Origin of the sequence: Burkholderia semiarida, assembly GCF_029268935.1 — a bacterium.
Lineage (GTDB): Bacteria > Pseudomonadota > Gammaproteobacteria > Burkholderiales > Burkholderiaceae > Burkholderia > Burkholderia semiarida.
The window spans coordinates 1,602,920-1,622,953 of sequence record NZ_JAHLCL010000008.1 but is presented as its reverse complement, the minus strand read 5'-3'; the positions used below and the strand labels follow the sequence as shown (position 1 = coordinate 1,622,953).

General features: G+C 71.4%; 6 protein-coding genes. 2 read left to right on the top strand and 4 right to left on the bottom strand.

Annotation, left to right across the window (positions count from 1 at the left end):
• Nucleotides 1–5 precede the first annotated feature (5 nt).
• Nucleotides 6–1,037: an EscU/YscU/HrcU family type III secretion system export apparatus switch protein gene (locus tag KPB06_RS30515; RefSeq protein ID WP_060310650.1), complete on the top strand. Its 1,032-nt coding sequence runs from the start codon at nt 6–8 to the stop codon at nt 1,035–1,037.
• Nucleotides 1,038–1,303: 266 nt separating this feature from the next.
• Complete coding sequence (asnB, locus tag KPB06_RS30510) at nt 1,304–3,271, top strand: asparagine synthase (glutamine-hydrolyzing) (RefSeq protein ID WP_275905757.1); 1,968 nt, start codon at nt 1,304–1,306, stop codon at nt 3,269–3,271.
• Between the two features lie 61 nt (nt 3,272–3,332).
• Here asnB and KPB06_RS30505 read toward each other — a convergent pair whose 3' ends face one another.
• The 4 genes from KPB06_RS30505 to sctQ all read right to left on the bottom strand — a co-directional run bounded on the left by KPB06_RS30505 (nt 3,333) and on the right by sctQ (nt 19,753).
• Complete coding sequence (locus KPB06_RS30505; protein WP_275905758.1) at nt 3,333–16,871, bottom strand: LWXIA domain-containing protein; 13,539 nt, start codon at nt 16,869–16,871, stop codon at nt 3,333–3,335.
• Between the two features lie 264 nt (nt 16,872–17,135).
• Nucleotides 17,136–17,918 carry a lytic transglycosylase domain-containing protein gene (locus tag KPB06_RS30500; RefSeq protein ID WP_226289532.1) on the bottom strand — a complete coding sequence of 261 codons (783 nt, stop codon included), beginning with the start codon at nt 17,916–17,918 and terminating at the stop codon, nt 17,136–17,138.
• The gene (sctR, locus tag KPB06_RS30495; RefSeq protein WP_059584725.1) at nt 17,918–18,592 is read right to left on the bottom strand and encodes a type III secretion system export apparatus subunit SctR; all 675 of its coding nucleotides are present in this window, start codon (nt 18,590–18,592) and stop codon (nt 17,918–17,920) included. The genes KPB06_RS30500 and sctR overlap by 1 nt, the downstream gene beginning before the upstream one ends.
• A gap of 3 nt (nt 18,593–18,595) precedes the next feature.
• Nucleotides 18,596–19,753 (bottom strand): type III secretion system cytoplasmic ring protein SctQ, encoded by a 1,158-nt coding sequence (sctQ, locus tag KPB06_RS30490; RefSeq protein WP_089465679.1) that lies wholly within the window; start codon nt 19,751–19,753, stop codon nt 18,596–18,598.
• Nucleotides 19,754–20,034 lie beyond the last annotated feature (281 nt).

The following is a 20,034-nucleotide window of genomic DNA, read 5'->3' as shown; positions in this document are numbered from 1 at the left end:
CCGGGATGGCCGAAAAGGACCAGAAGCCGACCGCGAAGCGCCTGCGCGAGGCGCGCGAGAAAGGCGACGTGCCGAAGAGCGCGGAAACGGTGTCGTCGGCGTTCTTCGTCGGCGTGTGCGTGGCGCTCGCGGTGGGCATCGGTTCGCTGTTCGCGCGCTTGCAGGCGCTGTTCCGGCTCGTGTTCGACGCGGTCGGCGCGGCCGACCCCGCCGCGCGGCTCGCGGTGCTGATCGACGGCGCCGCGCGCGACTGGGCCACGCAGTCCGCGCAGATCGTCGCGGCCGGGCTGCTGGCGGGGCTGCTCGCGGGCTTCGTGCAGGTGGGCGGCGTGATGGCGTGGAGCCGCCTCGTGCCGCAACTGTCGCGGCTCAACCCGGCCGAGGGGATGAAGAACCTGTGGTCGCTGCGCAACCTCGTCAACCTCGCGAAGATGCTGCTGAAGACGGCGCTGCTCGTCGCGACGCTCGGCTGGCTGATCGTCGAATCGCTCGATCCGTCCGTGCAGTCGGGCTTCACGCGGCCGGTCTCGATCCTCGCGCTGATCGTGAAGCTGCTGATGCTGCTGTTCGGCTGGGCCGCGCTGATCTATATCGTGATGGCGCTGATCGACATCGTGCACCAGCGGCACGAATTCAACCAGAAAATGAAGATGTCGATCGACGAAGTGCGGCGCGAGCACAAGGAGGACGAAGGCGATCCGCACATCCAGGCGAAGCGCCGCCAGCTCGCGCGCGAAGTGCAGTTCGCGTCGCTGCCCGACCGGATCGGCTATGCGTCGGTGGTCGTCTATTCGCCGCGCGTCGCGGTCGCGCTCTATTACGGCGGGATGGGCTCGCTGCCGTGGGTGCTCGCGCGCGGCGAGGGCGACGCGGCCGAGCGGATCGTGCGGCTGGCCCGCGACGCGCTGCGCCCGACGCTCGCGAACGTCGGGCTCGCGCAGGCGCTGTACGAGACCACGCCCGAGAACGGCACGATCCAGCCGCAGCATTTCCGCGAGGTCGCGCAGTTGCTGAAATGGGCGACCGGCGCCGCGTGACGTGGCGTGGCGGCGTCGCATCGGCATGCGGCCCCCTTTTTTTGTCCGCCACGTTTGCCGGCCCACTCATCCGATTCGATATGGCCCCGTTGCGCGGCCATCCGCATGCGGCACTTGACGTCCATTTTTTTCCGGACGCCGCCGACATTCACTGGTGAATTATTGCTGATTTATTTCTTCGTAATATGGCTCGACCGTCACGCCCGACGGCGGCCGCGAGGTCGTGCCGTCCGTGACGGAACAGGTCAACAGGGGCGGACAAATCAATGTGCGGAATCGACGGCTTTCTGAATAGCGTCGCCTTCGATGAGGAGACAGCGCGCGGCACGCTCGCGCGAATGACGGCGAGCCTTGCGCACCGCGGGCCCGACGGACAGGGGATCTGGGTCGATCCGGAGGCCGGCATCGCGCTCGGCCACCGGCGGCTCGCGATCGTGGACCTGTCGGTGCACGGCCGGCAGCCGATGGCTTCCGCGTGCGGCCGCTACGTTCTCGTCTTCAACGGCGAAATCTACAACCATCGCGAACTGCGCGCCGAGCTCGAGCGCGCGGGGCGCGCACCGGCGTGGCGCGGCCACTCCGACAGCGAGGTGCTGATCGCGGCGATCGTCGCGTGGGGCGTCGAAGCCGCGTTGCGCCGGGCGACCGGCATGTTCGCGTTCGCGCTGTGGAACCGCGCGTCGCGGGTGCTGACGCTCGCGCGCGACCGGATCGGCGAAAAGCCGCTCTACTACGGGCGGATCGGCGACGCGCTCGTGTTCGCGTCCGAGCTGAAGGCGCTGCGCGGCTATCCGGGCTTCGACGGCGCGATCGACCGCGACGCGCTGTGCCTGTACCTGCGCCAGTCGAGCGTGCCCGCGCCTTACACGATCTATCGCGGCATCCGCAAGCTGCCGCCCGGTACGTACATCCAGTTCGAACATGCGCGCGACACGCCGCGCCTGCGCACCTACTGGACGCTCGAACAGGCGATCGAGGCGGGCCGCGCGCAGCCGTTCGAGGGCAGCGCCGACGAAGCCGTCGACCAGCTCGACACGGTCCTGCGCCAGGCCGTCGCGCGGCAGATGGAAGCCGACGTGCCGCTCGGCGCGTTCCTGTCGGGCGGCATCGATTCGTCGACGATCGTCGCGCTGATGCAGGCGCAATCGGCGACGCCGGTCGACACGTTTACGATCGGCTTTCACGAGGCCGGCTACGACGAGGCCGGTTATGCGAAGGCGGTCGCGCGCCATCTCGGCACGCGCCATACCGAGCTTTACGTGACGGCCGACCATGCACTCGGCGTCGTGCCGAAGCTGCCGTCGATCTACGACGAGCCGTTCTCCGACGCGTCGCAGATCCCGACCTTTCTCGTCTCCGAACTGACGCGCCGGCACGTGAAGGTGAGCCTGTCCGGCGACGGCGGCGACGAATTGTTCGGCGGCTACACGCGCTATTTCCTGACGCCGCGCCTGTGGCGCAAGCTGCATCGCGTGCCGGCCGCCGTGCGCGCGCGGATCGCCGCCGCGCTGCACGCGTTGCGGCCCGATCACGCGGACCAGCTCGCGGCCGTCGCGCAGGGCGCGTGGGGCGGCGTGGAGGCGCGCGAATCGTCGTCGCGCATCGGCGATCGGCTGCACAAGCTCGGCCATGTGATGACGGCCGAGAGCCGCATCGGGCTGTACCGGCTGCTGATGTCGTCGGTGCATCATCCGGAGCGCATCGCGCTGTCGGGGCAGGAGCCGCCGACGCCGCTCGACACGGTGTCCGCGTGGCCCGCGCACCTGAGCTTCGCCGAGCAGGCGATGGCGATCGACACGCTCACGTACCTGCCGACCGACATCCTCGCGAAGGTCGATCGCGCGGCGATGGCCGTGAGCCTCGAGACGCGCATGCCGTTCCTCGATCATCACGTCGTCGAATTCGCGTGGCGCGTGCCGGCGTCGGTGCGCTTGCCGGAAGGGCAGTCGAAGGCGCTGCTGCGCCGGCTGCTCGACCGCTACGTGCCGGCCGCGCTGATCGACCGGCCGAAGCAGGGCTTCTGCGCGCCGGTCGACCACTGGCTGCGCGGCGCGCTGCGCGACTGGGCCGACGCGCTGCTGCGGCCGTCGCGCTTGCGCGAGGAAGGCTTCTTCGATGCGGCGGCGGTCGAGCGGCTGTGGCGCCAGCACCAGACGGGCCGGATGAACTGGCAGCATCAGTTGTGGACGGTGCTGATGTTCCAGGCGTGGCTGGAACATCAGCGGGCGGCGTGATGTCGCGTGATGCGGGGTGCCGCGCGCGACCGGCGCGCGCGGCGCGGCCCGCGTGGCGATATCAGCCCACGATCAGCGGCGTGCCGACCGCCAGGCGGTTCGGATCGCCTGACACCGACGGATTGAGCTGCAGGATCTCGTTGAGCGCGAGCCTGTCCTGCTCGCCGCGCGTCATCGCCTGCTGATCGGCGCGCGACACGTGCGCGGCGTCGAGCAGCGACTGGCGATGCCGGTCGGCGACGACCCACAGCGAATCGCCGGCGACGACGATGTAGGGCTGCGGCGACCCGGATGGCTGCGCGGTCGACGGCGTGGCGCCGGCCGACGGCGAAGCCGGCGCGGCAGGCGGCGTACCGGGCGATGCGCTCGCCGAAGCGCTTGGCGGAGCGCTCGCCGAAGGACTGGCCGAAGCGCTCGGCGACGCGCTCGCCGACGCACCGGGCGCGAGATTCGATTGCGACGAATTCGACTGATTCGACTGATTCGACGAACCGGACCCCGAGCCGAAGAACGTCGTCCACAGCCCTTCGATCAGCTTGTACGCGAACGCGCCGACCGGAATCAGCACGACGGCCGTCGGGATCTTGTTGATCAGCGGCGTCGCGTTCGGGAAATGCGTGTTCAGACGCCCGCCGAGCAGCAGCGCGGTGGACACGCCGGTCGCGATCGCGAGGTCGTAATGGCCGCCGCTCCACTGCACGCCGGTGCCGAGGCCGCCATACGCGACGGCCATGAAGTCGCTCGCCGAATCGGTGAAGCGCACGATGCGGCTGCGCTTGTCGGCATTCACGCGGTGCGCGCCGATCGTATAGACGAGGCCCGCATACGTGGCGCCGAACGCGCCGCTCGCGATGGCGGCCGACCCGTAGGCGAGATCGAACGCCCCGTGCGCGTGCACGACGCCGCTGATGCCGACCGCGAGCGTCGCGGTCGACGTGATCGCGGCGCCCGCGCGGCCCGCGATCCCGAACAGGTGACGCGGGTTGCCGGTATGGAGCTGCTGCAGCGACGTGCCGCCGACGGTGCCCTGCATCTGCGCGAGCACGTCCGCGGCGAGCGCCTTGATGTGGGTGGTCGCGTCGTCGAAGCTCATCAGCCCGACGCGGTTCAGTTCGACATACTGCGCGGCCAGCGTCCGCGCTTCGTTCGAGATCTGTTCGAGCTGGGCGCGCCGGTTCTGGCCGTAATCGTGCGCGCCCGAGCGCAACTGCCGCGACAGCGTCACTTCGAGCCGCGTGAGCACCGCCTGCGCGGCCTTCGGATCGCCGGCCTGCAGGCTGCGCACCGCACCCTGGTGCATGACCTGGAACACGCGGCCCAGACGCGAGCCCAGCAGGAACGACGACGTCGCGCTGCCCAGCATGTCCTGCCGCAGCACGTGCGTCGCGCCGAGCGTATCGGCGATCACGAGCGCGCCCGCGCCGGTGACGAGCGAGCTGAAGCCGATCGACTTCCACAGCTCCGCCTTGCGGAACGATGGCCGATGCACGCGCAGCGCGTTGATCTGCGCGAGCGCCTGCAGCTCCTCGATCATCTTGGCCTGTTTCGGGTTCGCCGCGATCTGCCGGCCGACGCTGATCGGCTTCGACGGATCGTTCTTCAGCGCTTCGCGCTCGACCACCGATTGCCAGTACGCGCGACTGTCGGGCAGCGGCCCCGCGGGATCGGCGGTCGACACGACGGTGCCGCGCGCCGGCGCGCGGCTGCCGGTTTCCGCGAGCCAGCGTTCGCCGAAGCGGCGCGCGAGCTTTTCGGTGCGCGTGGCGGGCGGATGATCGGCCGACGCCCACTGCGTCATCGCATGCTCGATGGTCGCCTTGCGCGCCTGGTTGACGAGCGCGGTCGTGTTGCGTTCGTACAGTTCGCCGCGCAGCGTCGCGAGCGCGTCGTCGGACAGGCCTTTCGACTTGCCGATGCGCGCGATTTCCGCGAACAGCACCTGCTGCTGGTTCGCGAACGTCTCGGGGCTCACCGGTTCGAATACGCGCGTGAGCGCATCGGCGCCGTGCAGCCGCGCGAATTTGCCGTGACGGTCGGTCTGGTAATAGTCGACGATCCGTTCCGCCAGCGCCCGCGTCAGGTCCTGGTTCGCGATGAAGTCGGCGCCGTGCGTGCCGTACGACAACCCGACGTGCAGCCAGTCGATCGCCTTGCGGTCGAGCAGCGCATCGAGCAGCTCGACGTGGCCGGCGCCCGGCACCGGTTCGAGCACGGCGTCCCACCCGTGAAAGCTCAGCATCACGTTCGGCGCGGGCTCGCCGGCATGATCGTGCGACCACGTCTCGAACGACGTCATGAGCCGCGTGTATTCGGCGTAGCTGTCGTTGGTGCCGGCGATCGTGCGGCGGTCGTCCGCGGAGACGAGCGGGCGGCCCGACGCCGCTTCGAGACGAAGCTGGAAGCCATGGCGCGACGCCGCGGTGAGCCATTTGTGCAGATGCGCGATGTCGTCGAGCTCGAGCGTGCGCGTGGTGCCGTCCGGCGCCTCGCGCGTGATCGTCGCGTCGGCCTCGTTGTAGCGCGCGCCGATCGGGGAGCCGAACTGGCGGGCGCGCCGGATGAACGCCGGATCGTGCTTGCCGCCGCGCGCGGCCGCGAGCGTGTGCGGATCGACCGGAATCGACACCACCGGCATCGCGCCGCCGTATTGCTCGACGTAGCGCACCGCGAGCGCGGGATCGTCGCGCAGGTTGAACGCGCGCGCCATCGGCGCGACGCGGTCCTGGATCTCGGCCGGCGCGCGCACGAACGCCTGGATCGCGCGCTTGTCGATCATGCGGGCCGCGCTGTGGCGCGTGGCGTACGCCTGCATCCACTTCACGAACCGGTTGTGATCGCCGCCGGGATCGGCCACCGGCCCGCGCGACGGCATGCTCGACACCTCGCGCGCGAGACCGATGGGGATGCCGAGCGCTTTCAGCATCGGTGCGTCGGCCAGGATCGTCTGCGGTTCGTCGGTCAGCGCGAGACCGCCGGCATCGGGCAGGTGCCTGCGCGCGGCGAGCGCCTTCACGCGGTCGACCGTCGGGAACCAGTCGGCCACCTTGGCCGCGCCGTAGCGCATCACCCATTCCGCGACCGTGCTCGAACCGAGGCTCGGCTGGTAGGGCCGCAGCGTCAGCGGCTTGGCCGCCGGCGTTTTCGGCGGCTTGGGCGCGGCCGGCGTGTTCGACGCGTTCGACGCATTCGCGGCGCGGCGGTTGCGCCGGCGGCCCTTGCCGCGCAGCGCATTGCGCACCCGGCTGGCGGGGCCGGTGGGGCCCGTCGCGCCGCCCGCCGGCTGCGCGGCCTGCCGCGCGGCTTGCTGGGCGGCGGCGAGGTCGGCCTGCGCGGCTTTCACGCGATCGATCTGGCCGGCGATCTGCGTGCGGATCCAGCGCGTCGCGAGGTCGAACTTCTGCGGCAGCGCATCGAAATACGACTTCTCGTCGAGCAACTGCGTGAGCCGTTGCGCGAGCGCGGCTTTCTGCGTGGCGGTCGCGCGCGGGTCGAACGCATCGGGCGCGAGCGTCGACAGCAGGAAGTGCTGGTTCGCGCCGAACGGGCCGCGCCCGAGCGGCATCTCGTCGAGCGGGCGGCCCGCGTCCGGCCGGTCGCGCAATTGCTCGGCGTCGTCGTACCAGCGCGCGTTGCCGTCGTGGATCGCGATGATGCCGCGGCGCGTGTGCAGCGATTCGGCGACCGGATGATCGGTCTCGTACACGTACACGTAGTGATCGCCGCGAAGAGCCTTCAGCTCCAGCGCGCGCATCAGGTGCAGCGTGTTCGCGCCGCTGAAGTCGATCGCGAGCTGCTCGCTGTCCGGTACGAGCTTCGGCGGCAGGAACGGACTGTCGGCGCCCTCGATTTCCGCGATCTTGCGGCGCACGCCGGGATCGGCTTTCGCGAGGCCGCGCTGCACGCGCGTGCCGAGTTTCTGCATCGGCGGCTTCTCGTCGCCGAGCGCCTTGCGCAGCTCCGCCGGCGCGAAGCCGCCGTAGCGCTCGACCGTGTCGTGCGCGACGTCCGTCACGACGAATCGCACGCCGCGCCGGCCGCCGGACAGGTTGCGCGCGCGCCGGCGGAACGCGGCGCCGAGATCGCGCGGCGCGATCGTCGCGTCGCCGAGCGAGGTCGATTCGTGATAGGTCCAGTCGTGCGCGGCGTTGCGCGTCGCGTAGCCGAGCACCGTGCCGGTTTCCTTGTCGATCGCGTAAAGCGTCGCGCCGTCGCCGGCCGCTTTCGCCGCCTGTTTCGGCCGGCGAAAGCGCGGCGCGTCGGCGAGCGACTTCAGCGTCGTGACGACGTTCGCGTCGGGCGTCGCACCCGTCTGTTCGGCTTCCCACGCGCGCCCGTCGCTGCGCGCGGTGATCCGAGCGGCGCCGCCGTACTCGCGCAGTTCCGCGAGCGACACGGGCGACACGTAGAAATCGACGTCCGCGCGTTCCGCTTGGCCGTTGTCCTTCAACGCGCGATAGACCGCGTCGCGGATCGGCACGGCCGGATCGGCGGACGCCTTGTCGACGAACGTACCGTTCTCGTCGGTGCGCATGCTCGCGACGAACTTCGGCTGCGCGTGGCGCGCGTCGATGGAGGCCTCCGGCCGCGGTTCGTGCTCCGCGATCAGCACGTGCGCATTCGTGCCGAACGCATCCTTCATCTGCTGGAGCGACGCGAGTTGCGAACCGTCGATGCGGATCAGGTCGCGCTTGCCGTGCGACGCGAGGTGATCGAGCGCATGCTGGCGGCTTGCGGCGTCCGCCGTCGCCGCGGGCACGGGCGCGTTCGACGCCGGCTGCGGCGCGGGCGCGGGCATCTCGCGCGGCATGCCGAGCGCCTGCATCGCGTCGGCCTGGCTCGCGTAGTACGCGCGATAGGTCGCGTGGCCCGGCACGGACGGCGCGGCGTCGCCGAATGCGGCCGCGAGCCGGCGCAGCCCGGCTTCGTCGCCGGGCAGCACGTGGTCGGCTTCGCGTGCGATCGCGTCGGGCAGGCGGGCGTCCCGCGCGATGTCGATGCCGCCATCGTCGAGGATTTCGCGGCGCACCGCGAACGCGTTCGCCTGCGCGCGCGCCTCGGCCATCAGCGCGCTGTCGGTCAGCGCCTCCGGCGACGAGCGGTCGAGCGCGAGGCGGCGCGTGATCGTCTCGACCGCGTGCTGCGCTTCGTGCGCGAGCGTGTAGACGAGCGTGCCGCTGCCGTGGAACTGCCCGTCGAGTACGATCCGCTGCTTCGCGGTATCGATCCGGCTGCCGCGCCCGGGCCGGCCCACCACGATTTTCCAGCCGGCCTCGCCGGCCAGCGCGACCTGCTGGCGCAACAGGCTCGAGCGGTCGATCAGCGCATGGGCGGCCTTGGGCAGCGGCGCGCCGCCGAAGCGCATGCGCACGCGCGTGATGACGGACGGCTTCTGCACGAACGCGTCGGGCGGCAGGTGTTCGGTGATGCCGGGATGCGCGAGCTCGATCGCACCGCGCGCGATGCCGTCCTCGAGCGTCGCGCGCAGCGCGCCGATCTCGCGGACGATGCCTTCGACGTTCAGCTTCGGCGCATCGGTCATGACCGTCGACGGGTCGCTCAGGTAGAAGTCGCCGTGCGCGTCGAACACGCCTTCGAAGTCGTAGTACAGGCGGTGCCGCGCGGTGACGTCGCGCGCGCGGTCGAGCTGCGCGAATGCGTCGCGAGTGACGCGCGCCGGCAGCACGCCGGCCATCACGTCGTGGCTGCTCAGCGACGCGAACGGCGCGTACATCACGGCCACGCGATCGAATGCCGAGAACGGGCCGCCGACCGTGAGCGTGCGCAGCCCGTGCGCGCGCAGCGCCGCGAGGCCTTCCTGTTCGAGGCGGATCGATTCGATGTGGTCGAGAATCGCGCGATTGTCCGTGCCTTCGTAGAGGCCGATCGCATTGCGGCGACCCAGTTCGAACACGGTCTTCTCGATGCCGGCGCCGGTCGCCGCGCCGGTGAAGCGCTCGACCGGCACGCGCGCGGCCGGATCGCCGCTCACGTGGACGCCGTTGCCGTCCACGTCGAGCGCGCCCAGCTCCGGGCGCTGGTGCGGCGCGGGATCGTAGCGCAGCCACGCGTTCGTGTGGCCGAGCCGCGCCTCGGCGCCGAACCCGACCGCGATCGTCGGCGGTGCGTAGACGGGGCGCTGCCAGACGTTCGCGAGCCATGCGGCGGCGTCGCGGCCGTTGCGGGCCGACAGAATCACCGACGAGCCGGGCAGGCCGAGCACCGAGCGGTGCGCGAGCGTGACCTCGACCGGCGTGTAGGGCCGGCCGTCCGGATCGACGAGGCGGCCTTGCGCATCGGTGACGCCATGCACGATCACGATGCGGCCGTCGCGGTCGTACGACAGCGGGCCCGAGCGGTCGAGCGTCAGCGCGTCGACGCCGGCGACCGGCTTGCCGTCGAACGGCGATGCCTTCACCGGACGTGCGCGCGACCATGCCGTTTCTTCGGCGAGCGTCGCGGCCGTGTCGCGCGGCGCCGGCATCGTGACGCCGGTGCGCCGCGCGGCCTGCGCATGGCGCCGATACAGCTCGCCGTAGGTCACGCCGCCGTCGAGCGACGTCGGGCTGTGCTCGAACGCGTCGGCGAGGCGCGCGAGCGAGGCGGCGTCGCCGGCCCGCGCGCGGCCGTATTCGTTGGCGATCGCCTCGGGCAGCGCGACGTGGCGGCCGATGTCGACGCCGAGGTTCGCGCGGATCTCGTCGCGCACCGCGAATGCATTGACCTGCGCGCGCGCCTCGGCGAGCAGCGCGCTGCGCACGTAGCGCTGCGTCGAGCCGTAGTCGAGCCCGAGCGTGCCGGTCGCCGCCTCGAGCGCATGGCGGGCTTCGTGCGCGAGCACGTAGACCATCGATCCGGCCGACTGCAGGCCGCCGTCGATCGTGACGCGCCGCCGCCGCGTGTCGATCTTGCTGCCGCCGCCGGGCTTGCCGCGCACGACCTTCCAGCCTGCGTCGGCGCCGAGCCGAAGCTGCTGCGACAGCAGGCTCGATGCGTCGATCAGCCGGTACGCTTCCTTCGGCAGCGGCGCGCCGCCGAAGCGCATCCGCACGCGCGTGATGACCGACGGCTTCTGCACGAACGCATCGGGCGGCGGCGTTTCCGCCAGCCGCGGATGCGCGAGTTCGATATTGCCGCGCTCGAGGCCTTGCGTCAGCGCGCGCTCGATCACCGCGAGCCGCTCCAGCGCGGCGAAGTGCTCGCTCGCGCCCATGCCGATCGCACCGGGGTCGCTCAGCAGGAAATCGCCGCCGCGCGTGAAGAGGCCTTGCAGGTCGAAGCCGATGCCCGTGCGTTCGACGACGTCGCGAATCCGCTGGATGTGCTCCAGCGCCGCGCGCGACACCACGCGCGGCAGCGCGCCCGTCTCGAAGCCGAAGCTGTGGAACACGCCGAGCGGCCGGTACAGCACGGCAACGCGGTTCAGCGCGGAGAACGGCCCGTCCATCGTCACGGTCTTCAGGCCGTACGAGGCGAGATCGTCGAGTGCGATGCTCTCGTCGATCGCCGCGTCGATCTGACGCGCTTCCGACGTATGCGGGCCGGTGTCGTACACCGCGAGCGCGGCATCGTGGCCGAGTGCGAACACGGTTTTCTCGGCGCCGGCGCCGAGCAGTTCGCCGACGTGACGCTCGACGTCGATCCGCGCGGCCGGATTGCCTTCGACGTGCACGCCTTCGGCATCGGCCGCGAGCGGCCCGAGATCGTGCGGCGCCGCGGGCGCCGGGTCGTAGCGGCGAAACACGCCGGTGTCGAGCAGCGCCGCGCGTTCGCCGACCGCGTGCGGGGGCGGCGCATATACCGGCCGCTGCCACAGATTCGCGAGCCCGGCGGCCGCCGCGTCGCCACCGTGCTTCGCGGACAGCACGATCGAATAGCCGTCCTTGACCAGGAACGACGGCGCCTGGTCGAGCGCGTATTCATGCACGCCGGCCGGCCGGCCGCCCGCGAGCAGCGTGCCGTCCGCCAGCGTATCGGCGTGCAGCATCAGCACGCCCTGGTCCTGCAGCATCGTGAAGTGGCGGCTGCGCGCCGCCTGCAGGTCGGCCACCGCCGGCACGGGCCCGTCGCCGAACGGCGACGCATATTCGGCATGCGCGCGGCTCCATGCCACGCGTTCGTCGAAGCCGCGCACGCCGCGCGGCGCGCCGCCGGTCTCGTGCGTCTGCGGCGCGGGCATCCGGCGCGGGATGCCGCCGCGGCGCTTCTGGCGCGACCAGACGTCGTCGTAGAAGTCGCGGTAGGTCTCGCCGTCGCGGCCCGACACGGGCGCATCGGCGAATGCGTCGACGAGGCGTCCGACCGTGCCCGCATAGTCGTGCGACGGCGCGCGCCACGCGGCGCCTTCGCGCTCGATCGCATCGGGCAGGCGCACGTGCGCGGCAATGTCGCCGCCGCCCGCGAGCTCGATTTCGTAGCGTGCCTCGAACGCGTTGATCTGCGCGCGGGCCTCGGCTTCGAGCGCCTTGCGCGTGAAGCGGCTGCGGTTGCCGTAGTCGAGGTTCAGCACGCCGGCCATCGCCTCGACCGCATGGCGCGCCTCGTGCGCGAGCGTGTACGTGATGCTGCCCGGATGCTGGAGCGCGCCGTCGATCGTCACGCGGCGCTTGCGCGGGTCGATGCGGCTGCCGCCGCCGCGCTTGCCGAGCGTCACGCGCCAGCCGGCGTCCTGCAGCATGCGCAGTTGCGTGGCGAGCGTGCCCGACTGCATCGCGAGCGCCTGCGCGGCTTCTGGCAGCGCCGCGCCGCCGAAGCGCATCTGCATCCGCGTGACCCAGCCCGGCTTCGATGCGCCGTGATCGGGCGGGGCCGTCTCGGTCGTTTCGGGGTGCGCGGCGGCGAGGCCGACGTCGTCGTTCGCCGCGGTGCGACGTTCGCTGTCCGCCGGCGCGCGGGCGGCCTGGCCGTGCGCGTCGTCGAGCGCGCGTGCGCCGCGGTCGGCCGCGGCGGTGTCGCGTTGCGCCATTCGCTCGGGCGCGCCGGCGCGTTCCGGCTGGACGAGCACGAGCACGCGGTTCGGCGCGCTGAACACGCCGTCGAGCGCATGGACCGGCTCGGGCGGCGCGGCCGTCCGCGGCATCGCCGGTTCGTTCGGGCCGCGCTTGCCGGCCAGCACGATCACCGTGTCGTCGGCGACCGCGCGGGGCGACGTGGGCGGCGCTTCGTCGGGCGCGATGCCGTCCGGCAGGCCGGCTTCATGGGCCGCGGCCGTCTCCGGCGCGGGATCGAAGCGCAGCACGCGCGCGCCCGCGCGCAGTTGACCGTCCGCACCGAATGCGTCGGGCGCGGCCGCATAGACGGGCTTCTGCCAGCGGTTCGCGAGCTCGGGTGCGAGCGCCGCGTCGTGTTCGCCGGCGACGACGATCACCGGTTCCTCGAGATCCTGCGGGCGCGGCGACGATGGCCGTGCCCCGGGCGCGTCGGGTGTCGCGCCGCTGCGCACCACGTAGACCGTGCGATCGCCGAGCTCCATCGGCTCGGCGCGCGGCCCGCGCGGTACGGCGATGCCGGCCGGATCGGACGTCGCCGCGCGCGTGACGGGCGCGTCCTCCGTCAGATCGACGACCTTCGCGTTGACGCGCGGCGGCGCGCCGTCCGGCTTCGCGCGCGTGCCCGGGCCGGCCGGCTCGTCGGCCGCGACCGGCCGCCAGCGCATCGATTGCGTATCGGCGCTGCGCCGGTTGGCGCTCGCGGTCGTGCTGCGTTCGGCATCGGTCTGGTCGCGCTGCTGCTGCACGCGGGCGCGTTCCTCGCTGGTGCGTCGCGTGCTGCGCGCATCGGCGGACACGCTCGCGGCTTCGCCTTCGGCCGCCGTCTGCGCGAGCCGGCGCGGCGCCTGCGCGCCGGCGGCCGTCTGCCGGTAGGCGTCGCTCGCCTGGTCGAGCACGTGTTGCAGCACGTCGAGCGGCGTCTTCGCGACGATCTTCGGCGTCACGCTCATCTCGCCGTCGGGGCCGAACGACATGCGCTCGCCGGTGCCCGTCACGTCGTCGACGCGCGTACCGTTGGTCCATGCCTTCGGCGACACCGATACCACGGACAGCGTGCCGTCTTCGCCGAGCACCACCGATTTGCCCGGCGGCAGGCGTTTCGCGGATGCGCGGTCGAGCACGCGAATCGGCGTGTTGTCGTAGGTGAGCACCTTGTCGCCCACGCGCAGCGTGCCGTCCGGCGACACCTTGACGGCTTCGCCGTCGAGCGTCACGCGCGTGCGGCCGGCCGCGAGCGACGACGCGTCGCCGCTCTCGAGTATCCGGCCGATCATCTGGCTGTCGACGGCGACGGTCTTGCCGTCGGCCCCGCGAATCGGCACCGGCCGGCCGGTGCGCGTGCGCACCGACGTCACCGCGCGTTCCTTGAGGCCGCCGGCCGCCATCAGCGCGACGTTGGTGATCCCGGACTTGAGCTGCTCGCCGGCCGCCTTCTTGTCGCCCGTGACGAAATAGTCGTAGCCGGCTTCGCCGAACGCCTCGAGCGCACCGCCCACGCCCGTCACGACCGCGGTGGTCCGCGCGCCGGTGGCGAGCACCGACGCGACCTTCGGCGTGCGCGTGAGCGCCGTGACCGCGCGCGTGAACAGCTTGCTGCCGGCGAGCTTCGCGGCGCCCGCCGCGCCCATCGGCACGAGATTGATGAAGTCGGCCCGCGCGCCCGGGTCGGTAAACGGATTGAGGCTGCGCCCGTGGTCGGCGCGGTTGGCCAGATCGAGGCCGGCGCTCGTCATCGTCGCGCCGATCGCCGTGTACATCATCCCCGCGCCGAGGATGTTCAGCGGTACGCCGACGATCGCGCCGATGCCGGTGCCGTCGAGCAGCGTGCCGAGGCCTTCGAGCGCCATCCCGCCGACCATCATGCCGATGTTCAGGCCGGTGCTGGTCAGCGTGTTCAGAAAACTGTCGAAGCCGCTTTCGTGATGCGCGGCCTTCGACACGAGCTGCAGCGTGCCGTCCGCGTTGTGGCCGGTCGCGATGTCGACCGTGCCGTCCGTCGACAGCTCGTTGTTGTCGATGTAGTCGTTGATGTCGTCGTAGTTGCTCGCCGTCTCGTCGACGTACTGCGTGCCGTCCTTGCCGCTGACCTTGAACAGCGCGCTGGTGGTCATGCCAGCCTCCTTGGCGGCGTAGACCATCGGCAACACGCTGACCTGCGTCGTCGCGCCGCCGCCGATCTCCAGCAGCTTGTCGCGCACGCTGTTGATCGTCTTCAGCTTTTCCTTGTCGGTGTAGCGCGCGACGTCGTCCTTCGTCGGCGATACGGGGTCCGAACCGTCGCCCGACGCCGCATCGCTCTGGACGTCCGGCTGCATGCCGAGCGCGACGCCGATCAGGTTGCGCTGTTCGTTGTCGGTCAGCTTGCCGAACGCGATCGTGCCGCCGTTGTTCGTGCTCGCGCTGGCCGCGTCGAGCAGCGAGTTCGACAATTCGCCGCGATGTGCTTCGTAGAAATCGTGCAGCGCCTTCTTGTAGTCGTTCTCCTCGTCCGAGCCGGGCGCCGCGTAGCGCAGCCGTTCTTCGAGGCCGGCGTCGAACCGGTCCATCAGCACCTGCTGATGCGACGTCTCGCTCAGCAGCTGCAGGCGCTGCACCGCGTTGTCGGCCTGCGTGACGGCCGCCTTCGCCTTGTCGAGCTGGTCCTGATACAGGTTCGGGCGCGGCGCTGACGGCGCCGGGATCATGTCGTCGCCCGCGACGGTGCGAAAACGCATGGGCGGCGGATTCGCGGCGGCCCAGTCGTCATACTGCTTCTGCACCGACTCGAGCGTGCTCTTCGCCTGCGTCTGCTTGATGCGCGCTTGCGACAGCGCGAGCTGGGTCGCGCGCTCGTTGACCGAATCGGACATCCGGCTGTCGGCCGCGCGGATCGCGCCCGCGACGGTCTGCATGCGCTTCACGTCGAGCATCGTCGGGCCCGCCTGCGCGGCGGACGGGCCCGACGATTGCGGCAGCAGGAACGGCCGGTCGAGCAGCGGCGACGCGGGCAGCGACGACGCGCCGTTGGACCCGGGCAATGTCGGCGAGGCCAGCGGCGACGCGCTCGGCAGCGACGGCGTGCCGGTGGGGGCGGCCGACGCGGCCGTCGACAACGACGACGCGGGCAGGCCGGGCAGGCCGTTCGCGGTCGACAGCGACGGCGTCAGCAGCGGCGACTGGAGCGCGGGTTTCGTGAATATCGATGGCGGGTTGACCTTCGCCTTGATCTGCGAGGCCTGATCGTCGTACTGCTGCGCGAGCGTCGCGCCGTACGCGACGACGAAGCCGTCGTGCGCGATGCTCGCCTGCTGCTTCGCCTGATCCAGCTTCGCATACGCATCGCCGAGGTCCAGATCGACCTGCGGATCCTTGATCATCGCGTGCGGATTGTCCTTGTGCCACGCGTTGGATGCGTCCAGCTTCTTCGTATAGTCGGCCTGCAGCGTGTCGACCTGCCGCTGCGCGGACAGCATCTGCAGATAGCCGCCGCTCGTGTTCGCGGCCGTCTGCGCGCGGGCGAGCGCGGTCTTCGCGTTCGACACCTCGTTCGGGACGATCACCGTCGGCCCTTCCTTGCCGCTGGCCGAATCGTAGCGCTGCTGCGCGTTCGTGAGCGCCAGGCTGTCGTTGGCCGCGCCGTACGCGGCGTTCGCATAGTTCGCATCCTTCGCGGCGGCCGTGACGGCCTGCTGTGCGGCATCCTGCGAAGCGGGGGCGTCGGGCATCGTGACCCGCAGCTCCAGCGGCTGCAGCGCGTCGTTCAGCCGCCCGACGCCCGCATCGAGCGCGGCCTTGTAGTCCGGATCGGCGAGGTACGACTGGAACTGCGTATAGGCGAGGTTGGAATTCGCGACGTCCGCGAAGTATTTCGACGCGCCCACGGCCGCCTTCGCGCTCGCGGTCTGCCAATCGTCGTAGAGCCGGATCTGCAGCGGATTCTTGCAGTCGCCCGGCTGCGGCACCCAGTTCGGATCGGTCGCATGGTCGGGGAAGGCGGCCAGCAGCGTCTTGAACTGCTGGTCGGCCGCGTGCTGCGCGTCGCCGGGGTCCGTCACCTTGCCGGAATCGTCGATCTTCATTCCGGCCGGCATGTCGGCGTTCGCCTGTTCGCCGTACAGGATCATGTAGCCGGCGTCGGTCGTCACGTTCAGCTCGCGCTGCGCGGTGTCGGCCGCGGTGCGCGCCTTCGCGTAGTCGGCCTGCGCGGTCTTGCGGTCGTCGGCCGTCGACTCGGGATCGCGGTTGACCAGATGCAGCACGTTCTGCGCGCCCTGCAGCGTCTGCGACGCGTTGTCGTACTTCGTCTGCGCGTCCTGGATCGCTTTCTGCACCGCGCGCGTCTTGTCGTTCTCGACGGTGATGTCGGGCGGCGGCGCCGTATATTGCGCGGCCATGTTCTGGATCAGCGACGTCGCGGACTGGATCTCGGCGTTGGTCGGCTTCGACGGATCGGTGGCCAGCGACGCGGTGACGGGAATCGGCGGGGTGGCGCTCGGGTTCGCGGGTCCGGCCGCCGGATCGTCCTTCTTCGGCGGCGGAGGCGGCGGGGGCGGCGGCGCCACGACCGGATTCAGCGTTTCCGACAGGAAACGCTGCCAGTTCACACCCAGTCCCAATCCGTCGATCAACAGCATGCTCGTCTCCGTTGAGCCGCGCGACGCGCGGCACGCGCGGCGCCCTGCACGCCGCGACGTGATCGTTCGAGTGTACGGACGCACCCGGCAGCGGGAACACCGCAGTTTCGTAGCGGCGGGAAGCGGCCGGCGCCTGGGCGCGGCGCGGGCTACGAGGCGGGCTACGAGGCAGGCCCGGCGTGCGGCCGCCATGCCGCGCGCTGTCGTTCGGACCCCTGAAAGCGGCGCGGGTGCGAGCGCACGGAGCCGCGCGCGATCACGCGATCACGGGTCGAGACACCGCACGCACAGCCGCTTCGCCTGGCTCGCCGGCAAGCCGCGGCACATCATCACGACCGGGCGCGCATGGCACGACGGCGCATCGGCGGACGCGGCCGGCAACGGCAGCCTGCGCGCGCGTTCGGGCGGCGTGGTCGCGGCCGCGTCCATGCGCCGCTGTCGCGCCGGCGGCGGCACGTCGCGCACGACCGGGATCGGTTCGACGCCGCCTTCGTGCGCGTTGCGCTGCGCGCTCGCGACGACGCGGCTCACGTAGCCGCTCGAGAAACCGGTCGTGAAGTTGCCGCTGTAGTAGCACGACAGCGCCGCGCGCAATGCGGCCTGGGCCGGGCGGCCGGTATTCGACGAGCGGGCGAAGCATTCGGTCAGGATCGCGCCGCCGGCCCGCAGGTTGCGGCACGGCTCGAACATCGTCGTTTCATCGAGCCCGTATTTCGCGAAATTGCGCTCGTTCACCTGCGCGAGCCCGACGCTGTAGCTGAAGCCGCGCGACGCGAGTTCACGCGCGGTCGCGCGCGCCTCGTCGAGCGACGCCGGCTGGCGCGCCAGGTGGCCGCCCACCACGCCGATCGCATACGGATTGAAGCCCGACTCGGTGCGCACCAGCGCGGCGAGCGTATCGGGGTCGACGTTCGGCGCACACGCGCGCGCCAGTTGCGCGAAGCCGGCGGCGCTGCCGGCCGCATGCGCGACGCCGTGCTGCCCGCACGCGAGCGCGATCAACACGCAAACGCATGCGGCGGCGGTTCGCAGGGCGCGTGCGCGCATCATCCGGCTCCGGCGACCCGATACGACAGCACGAGCCCGTGCACGAGCAGCGACCAGCCGTCGAGCGCGACGAACAAGAGCAGCTTGAACGGCACAGAGATCGTCGTCGGCGAGATCATCTGCATCCCGAGCGCGAGCAGGATGTTCGCGACCAGCAGGTCGACGACGATGAACACGATATAGATCACGAAGCCGATCTGGAACGCCTTCGTCAGCTCGGCGAGCGTGAAGCTCGGCACCAGCACGAGCAGGTCGTCGTCCTTGATGCCGTCCGCGCGGTGCTTCGGCCATACCGAGGTGGCCGTGCGCACGAAGAACTCGCGGTCGCGCTGCCGTGTATGCGACACGAGGAAATCCTTGATCGGTGGCAGCGCGGCATCGGCGAGCGCGCCGATGTCCGAGGTCGACAACTGTCCCGACGCATCGAAGTGGCGCGCCTGCAGCGCGTCGCGGATCGACATCCCGACGGGCGCCATGATGAACAGCGACAGGATCAGCGCGATGCCGTTCAGCACGAGGTTCGGCGGCACCTGCTGGATCCCGAGCGCGGAGCGCAGCAGGCCGAGCACGACCACCAGCTTCGTGTAGCTCGTCACCATCAGCGCCGCGAACGGCGCGATGCCGAGCGCGGCGATCACCGCGATCAGCGCGACCGGATTCGGCAGGTTGCCCATCGTTCAGCGCTCGCGCGGCGCGGGCTGCGTCAGCGTGACCACGCGCACGCCGAGCTTCTGGCCGACCGCGATCAGATGGCCGGTGCCGATCAGCATCCCGTTCGCGACGAGGTGGATCACGCTCTGATTGATGCCTTGCTGCAGCTCGATCACGGCGCCCGGCTGCAGCGCGCTCAGCTCGCCGAGCGGCATCGACGTGGGCGGCAGCTCGAAGCGCAGGTCGACCGCGAGGCCGTCGAGCGAGCGCGGCGCGTCGGCGGACGGCGCGTCGTGCGTCGTCGGCGGCGCGGAGTCGGTGCGGGTCGGTTCCAAAGGCATCTCCCTGATTCGTTCGACGGTCAGCCGGTTGCCCGACGGCCGTCCGGTGATTTCCCACGCCGGCGCGGCCGGCAGCCGCGCGACGCACAGCAGGTTCTGCTCGTGCGCCTGCCAGCGTTCGATCGCGATGATGTCGCCGCCGACGACGTCGGCCAGCTCGGCCGTCGTCAGCTCGGTGCGGCCGATCTCGAACACGAGCGGCACGGGCAGGTTCGCGTAGGCCGCGCTTGCCGACGTGCGCGCGGCGGGCGCGGCCGCGAAGAACACGGCCAGCGCATCCGGCGCATCGAACAGCAGCGCGCCGTGGCAGCGCCACGCGGCGTCGGCGCGCCGCAGCTCGAAGCGCAGCGCGGCCGGCGACGCGTGCCAGGCCGGTGCGCCGTCGGGCGGCGGCAGCAGTTCCACGCGCTGCCGCGTCGCCGCCTGCAATACGGCCGTGAGCGGCGCGGCGAGGTCGGCGAGCAGCGCCGCGCGGATCACGGCCGGTACGGCCGGGTCGGCCGCCTCGCCGAGCCATTCGGTTTCCGCGACCGGGTCGATCCACAGCGTGCCGGCGGCCGGGCCGACGACGAAGCGGTACGCGTGCGCGTCGGCGGCCGGCTCGGCGTCGACGCGCCAGCGCACCTCGTATGCGTGCTCGCCGAGCGTGACCGGAACGGCGCCGGTCGCGCAGTACGCGTGCGACAGCCCGCGCGCGGCGGCGGCGGACAGGCGCGGCAGGTAGGGCGACGCGTCGAGCGCGCCCGCGGCCGGCGCGGCGGCCGCGGGCAGTTCGGAGGCGGCGGGCATGGCCCGGTTCGCGGCGTCGCCGGCGTCGGCATTCGTCAGGAACAGCGCTGGCACGGCGGGATCGGGGCGGATTCGGCGTTGATTCGACGGGTTGTTCTGGGGCCGGCGGCGCCGAGGGGCGCGCGGCTGCTGCGTCGATTGTAGGGACGGCGATGGCCGCGTGCCGTGTCGGAATCCGTAGTCGCGACCGTCGCGCGGAGACGGCGGGAGCGGGGCGCTACGAAGCGTGACGAAGTGCGGCGGAGGGTGGTGGAGGGCGATGAAGGGGCGGAGGCGACGGCGGGCGCTCAAAGGCAAACGCCGCCCGGAGGCGGCGGTCGGGACGCGACTGGCTG

Excerpts from the sequence above, each read along its gene's own strand:
- asnB (WP_275905757.1), top strand. The coding sequence starts at position 1,304 with ATGTGCGGAATCGACGGCTTTCTGAATAGCGTCGCCTTCGATGAGGAG.
- KPB06_RS30505 (WP_275905758.1), bottom strand. The coding sequence starts at position 16,871 with ATGCTGTTGATCGACGGATTGGGACTGGGTGTGAACTGGCAGCGTTTC.
- sctR (WP_059584725.1), bottom strand. The coding sequence starts at position 18,592 with ATGGGCAACCTGCCGAATCCGGTCGCGCTGATCGCGGTGATCGCCGCG.
- KPB06_RS30515 (WP_060310650.1), top strand. The coding sequence starts at position 6 with ATGGCCGAAAAGGACCAGAAGCCGACCGCGAAGCGCCTGCGCGAGGCG.
- KPB06_RS30500 (WP_226289532.1), bottom strand. The coding sequence starts at position 17,918 with ATGCGCGCACGCGCCCTGCGAACCGCCGCCGCATGCGTTTGCGTGTTG.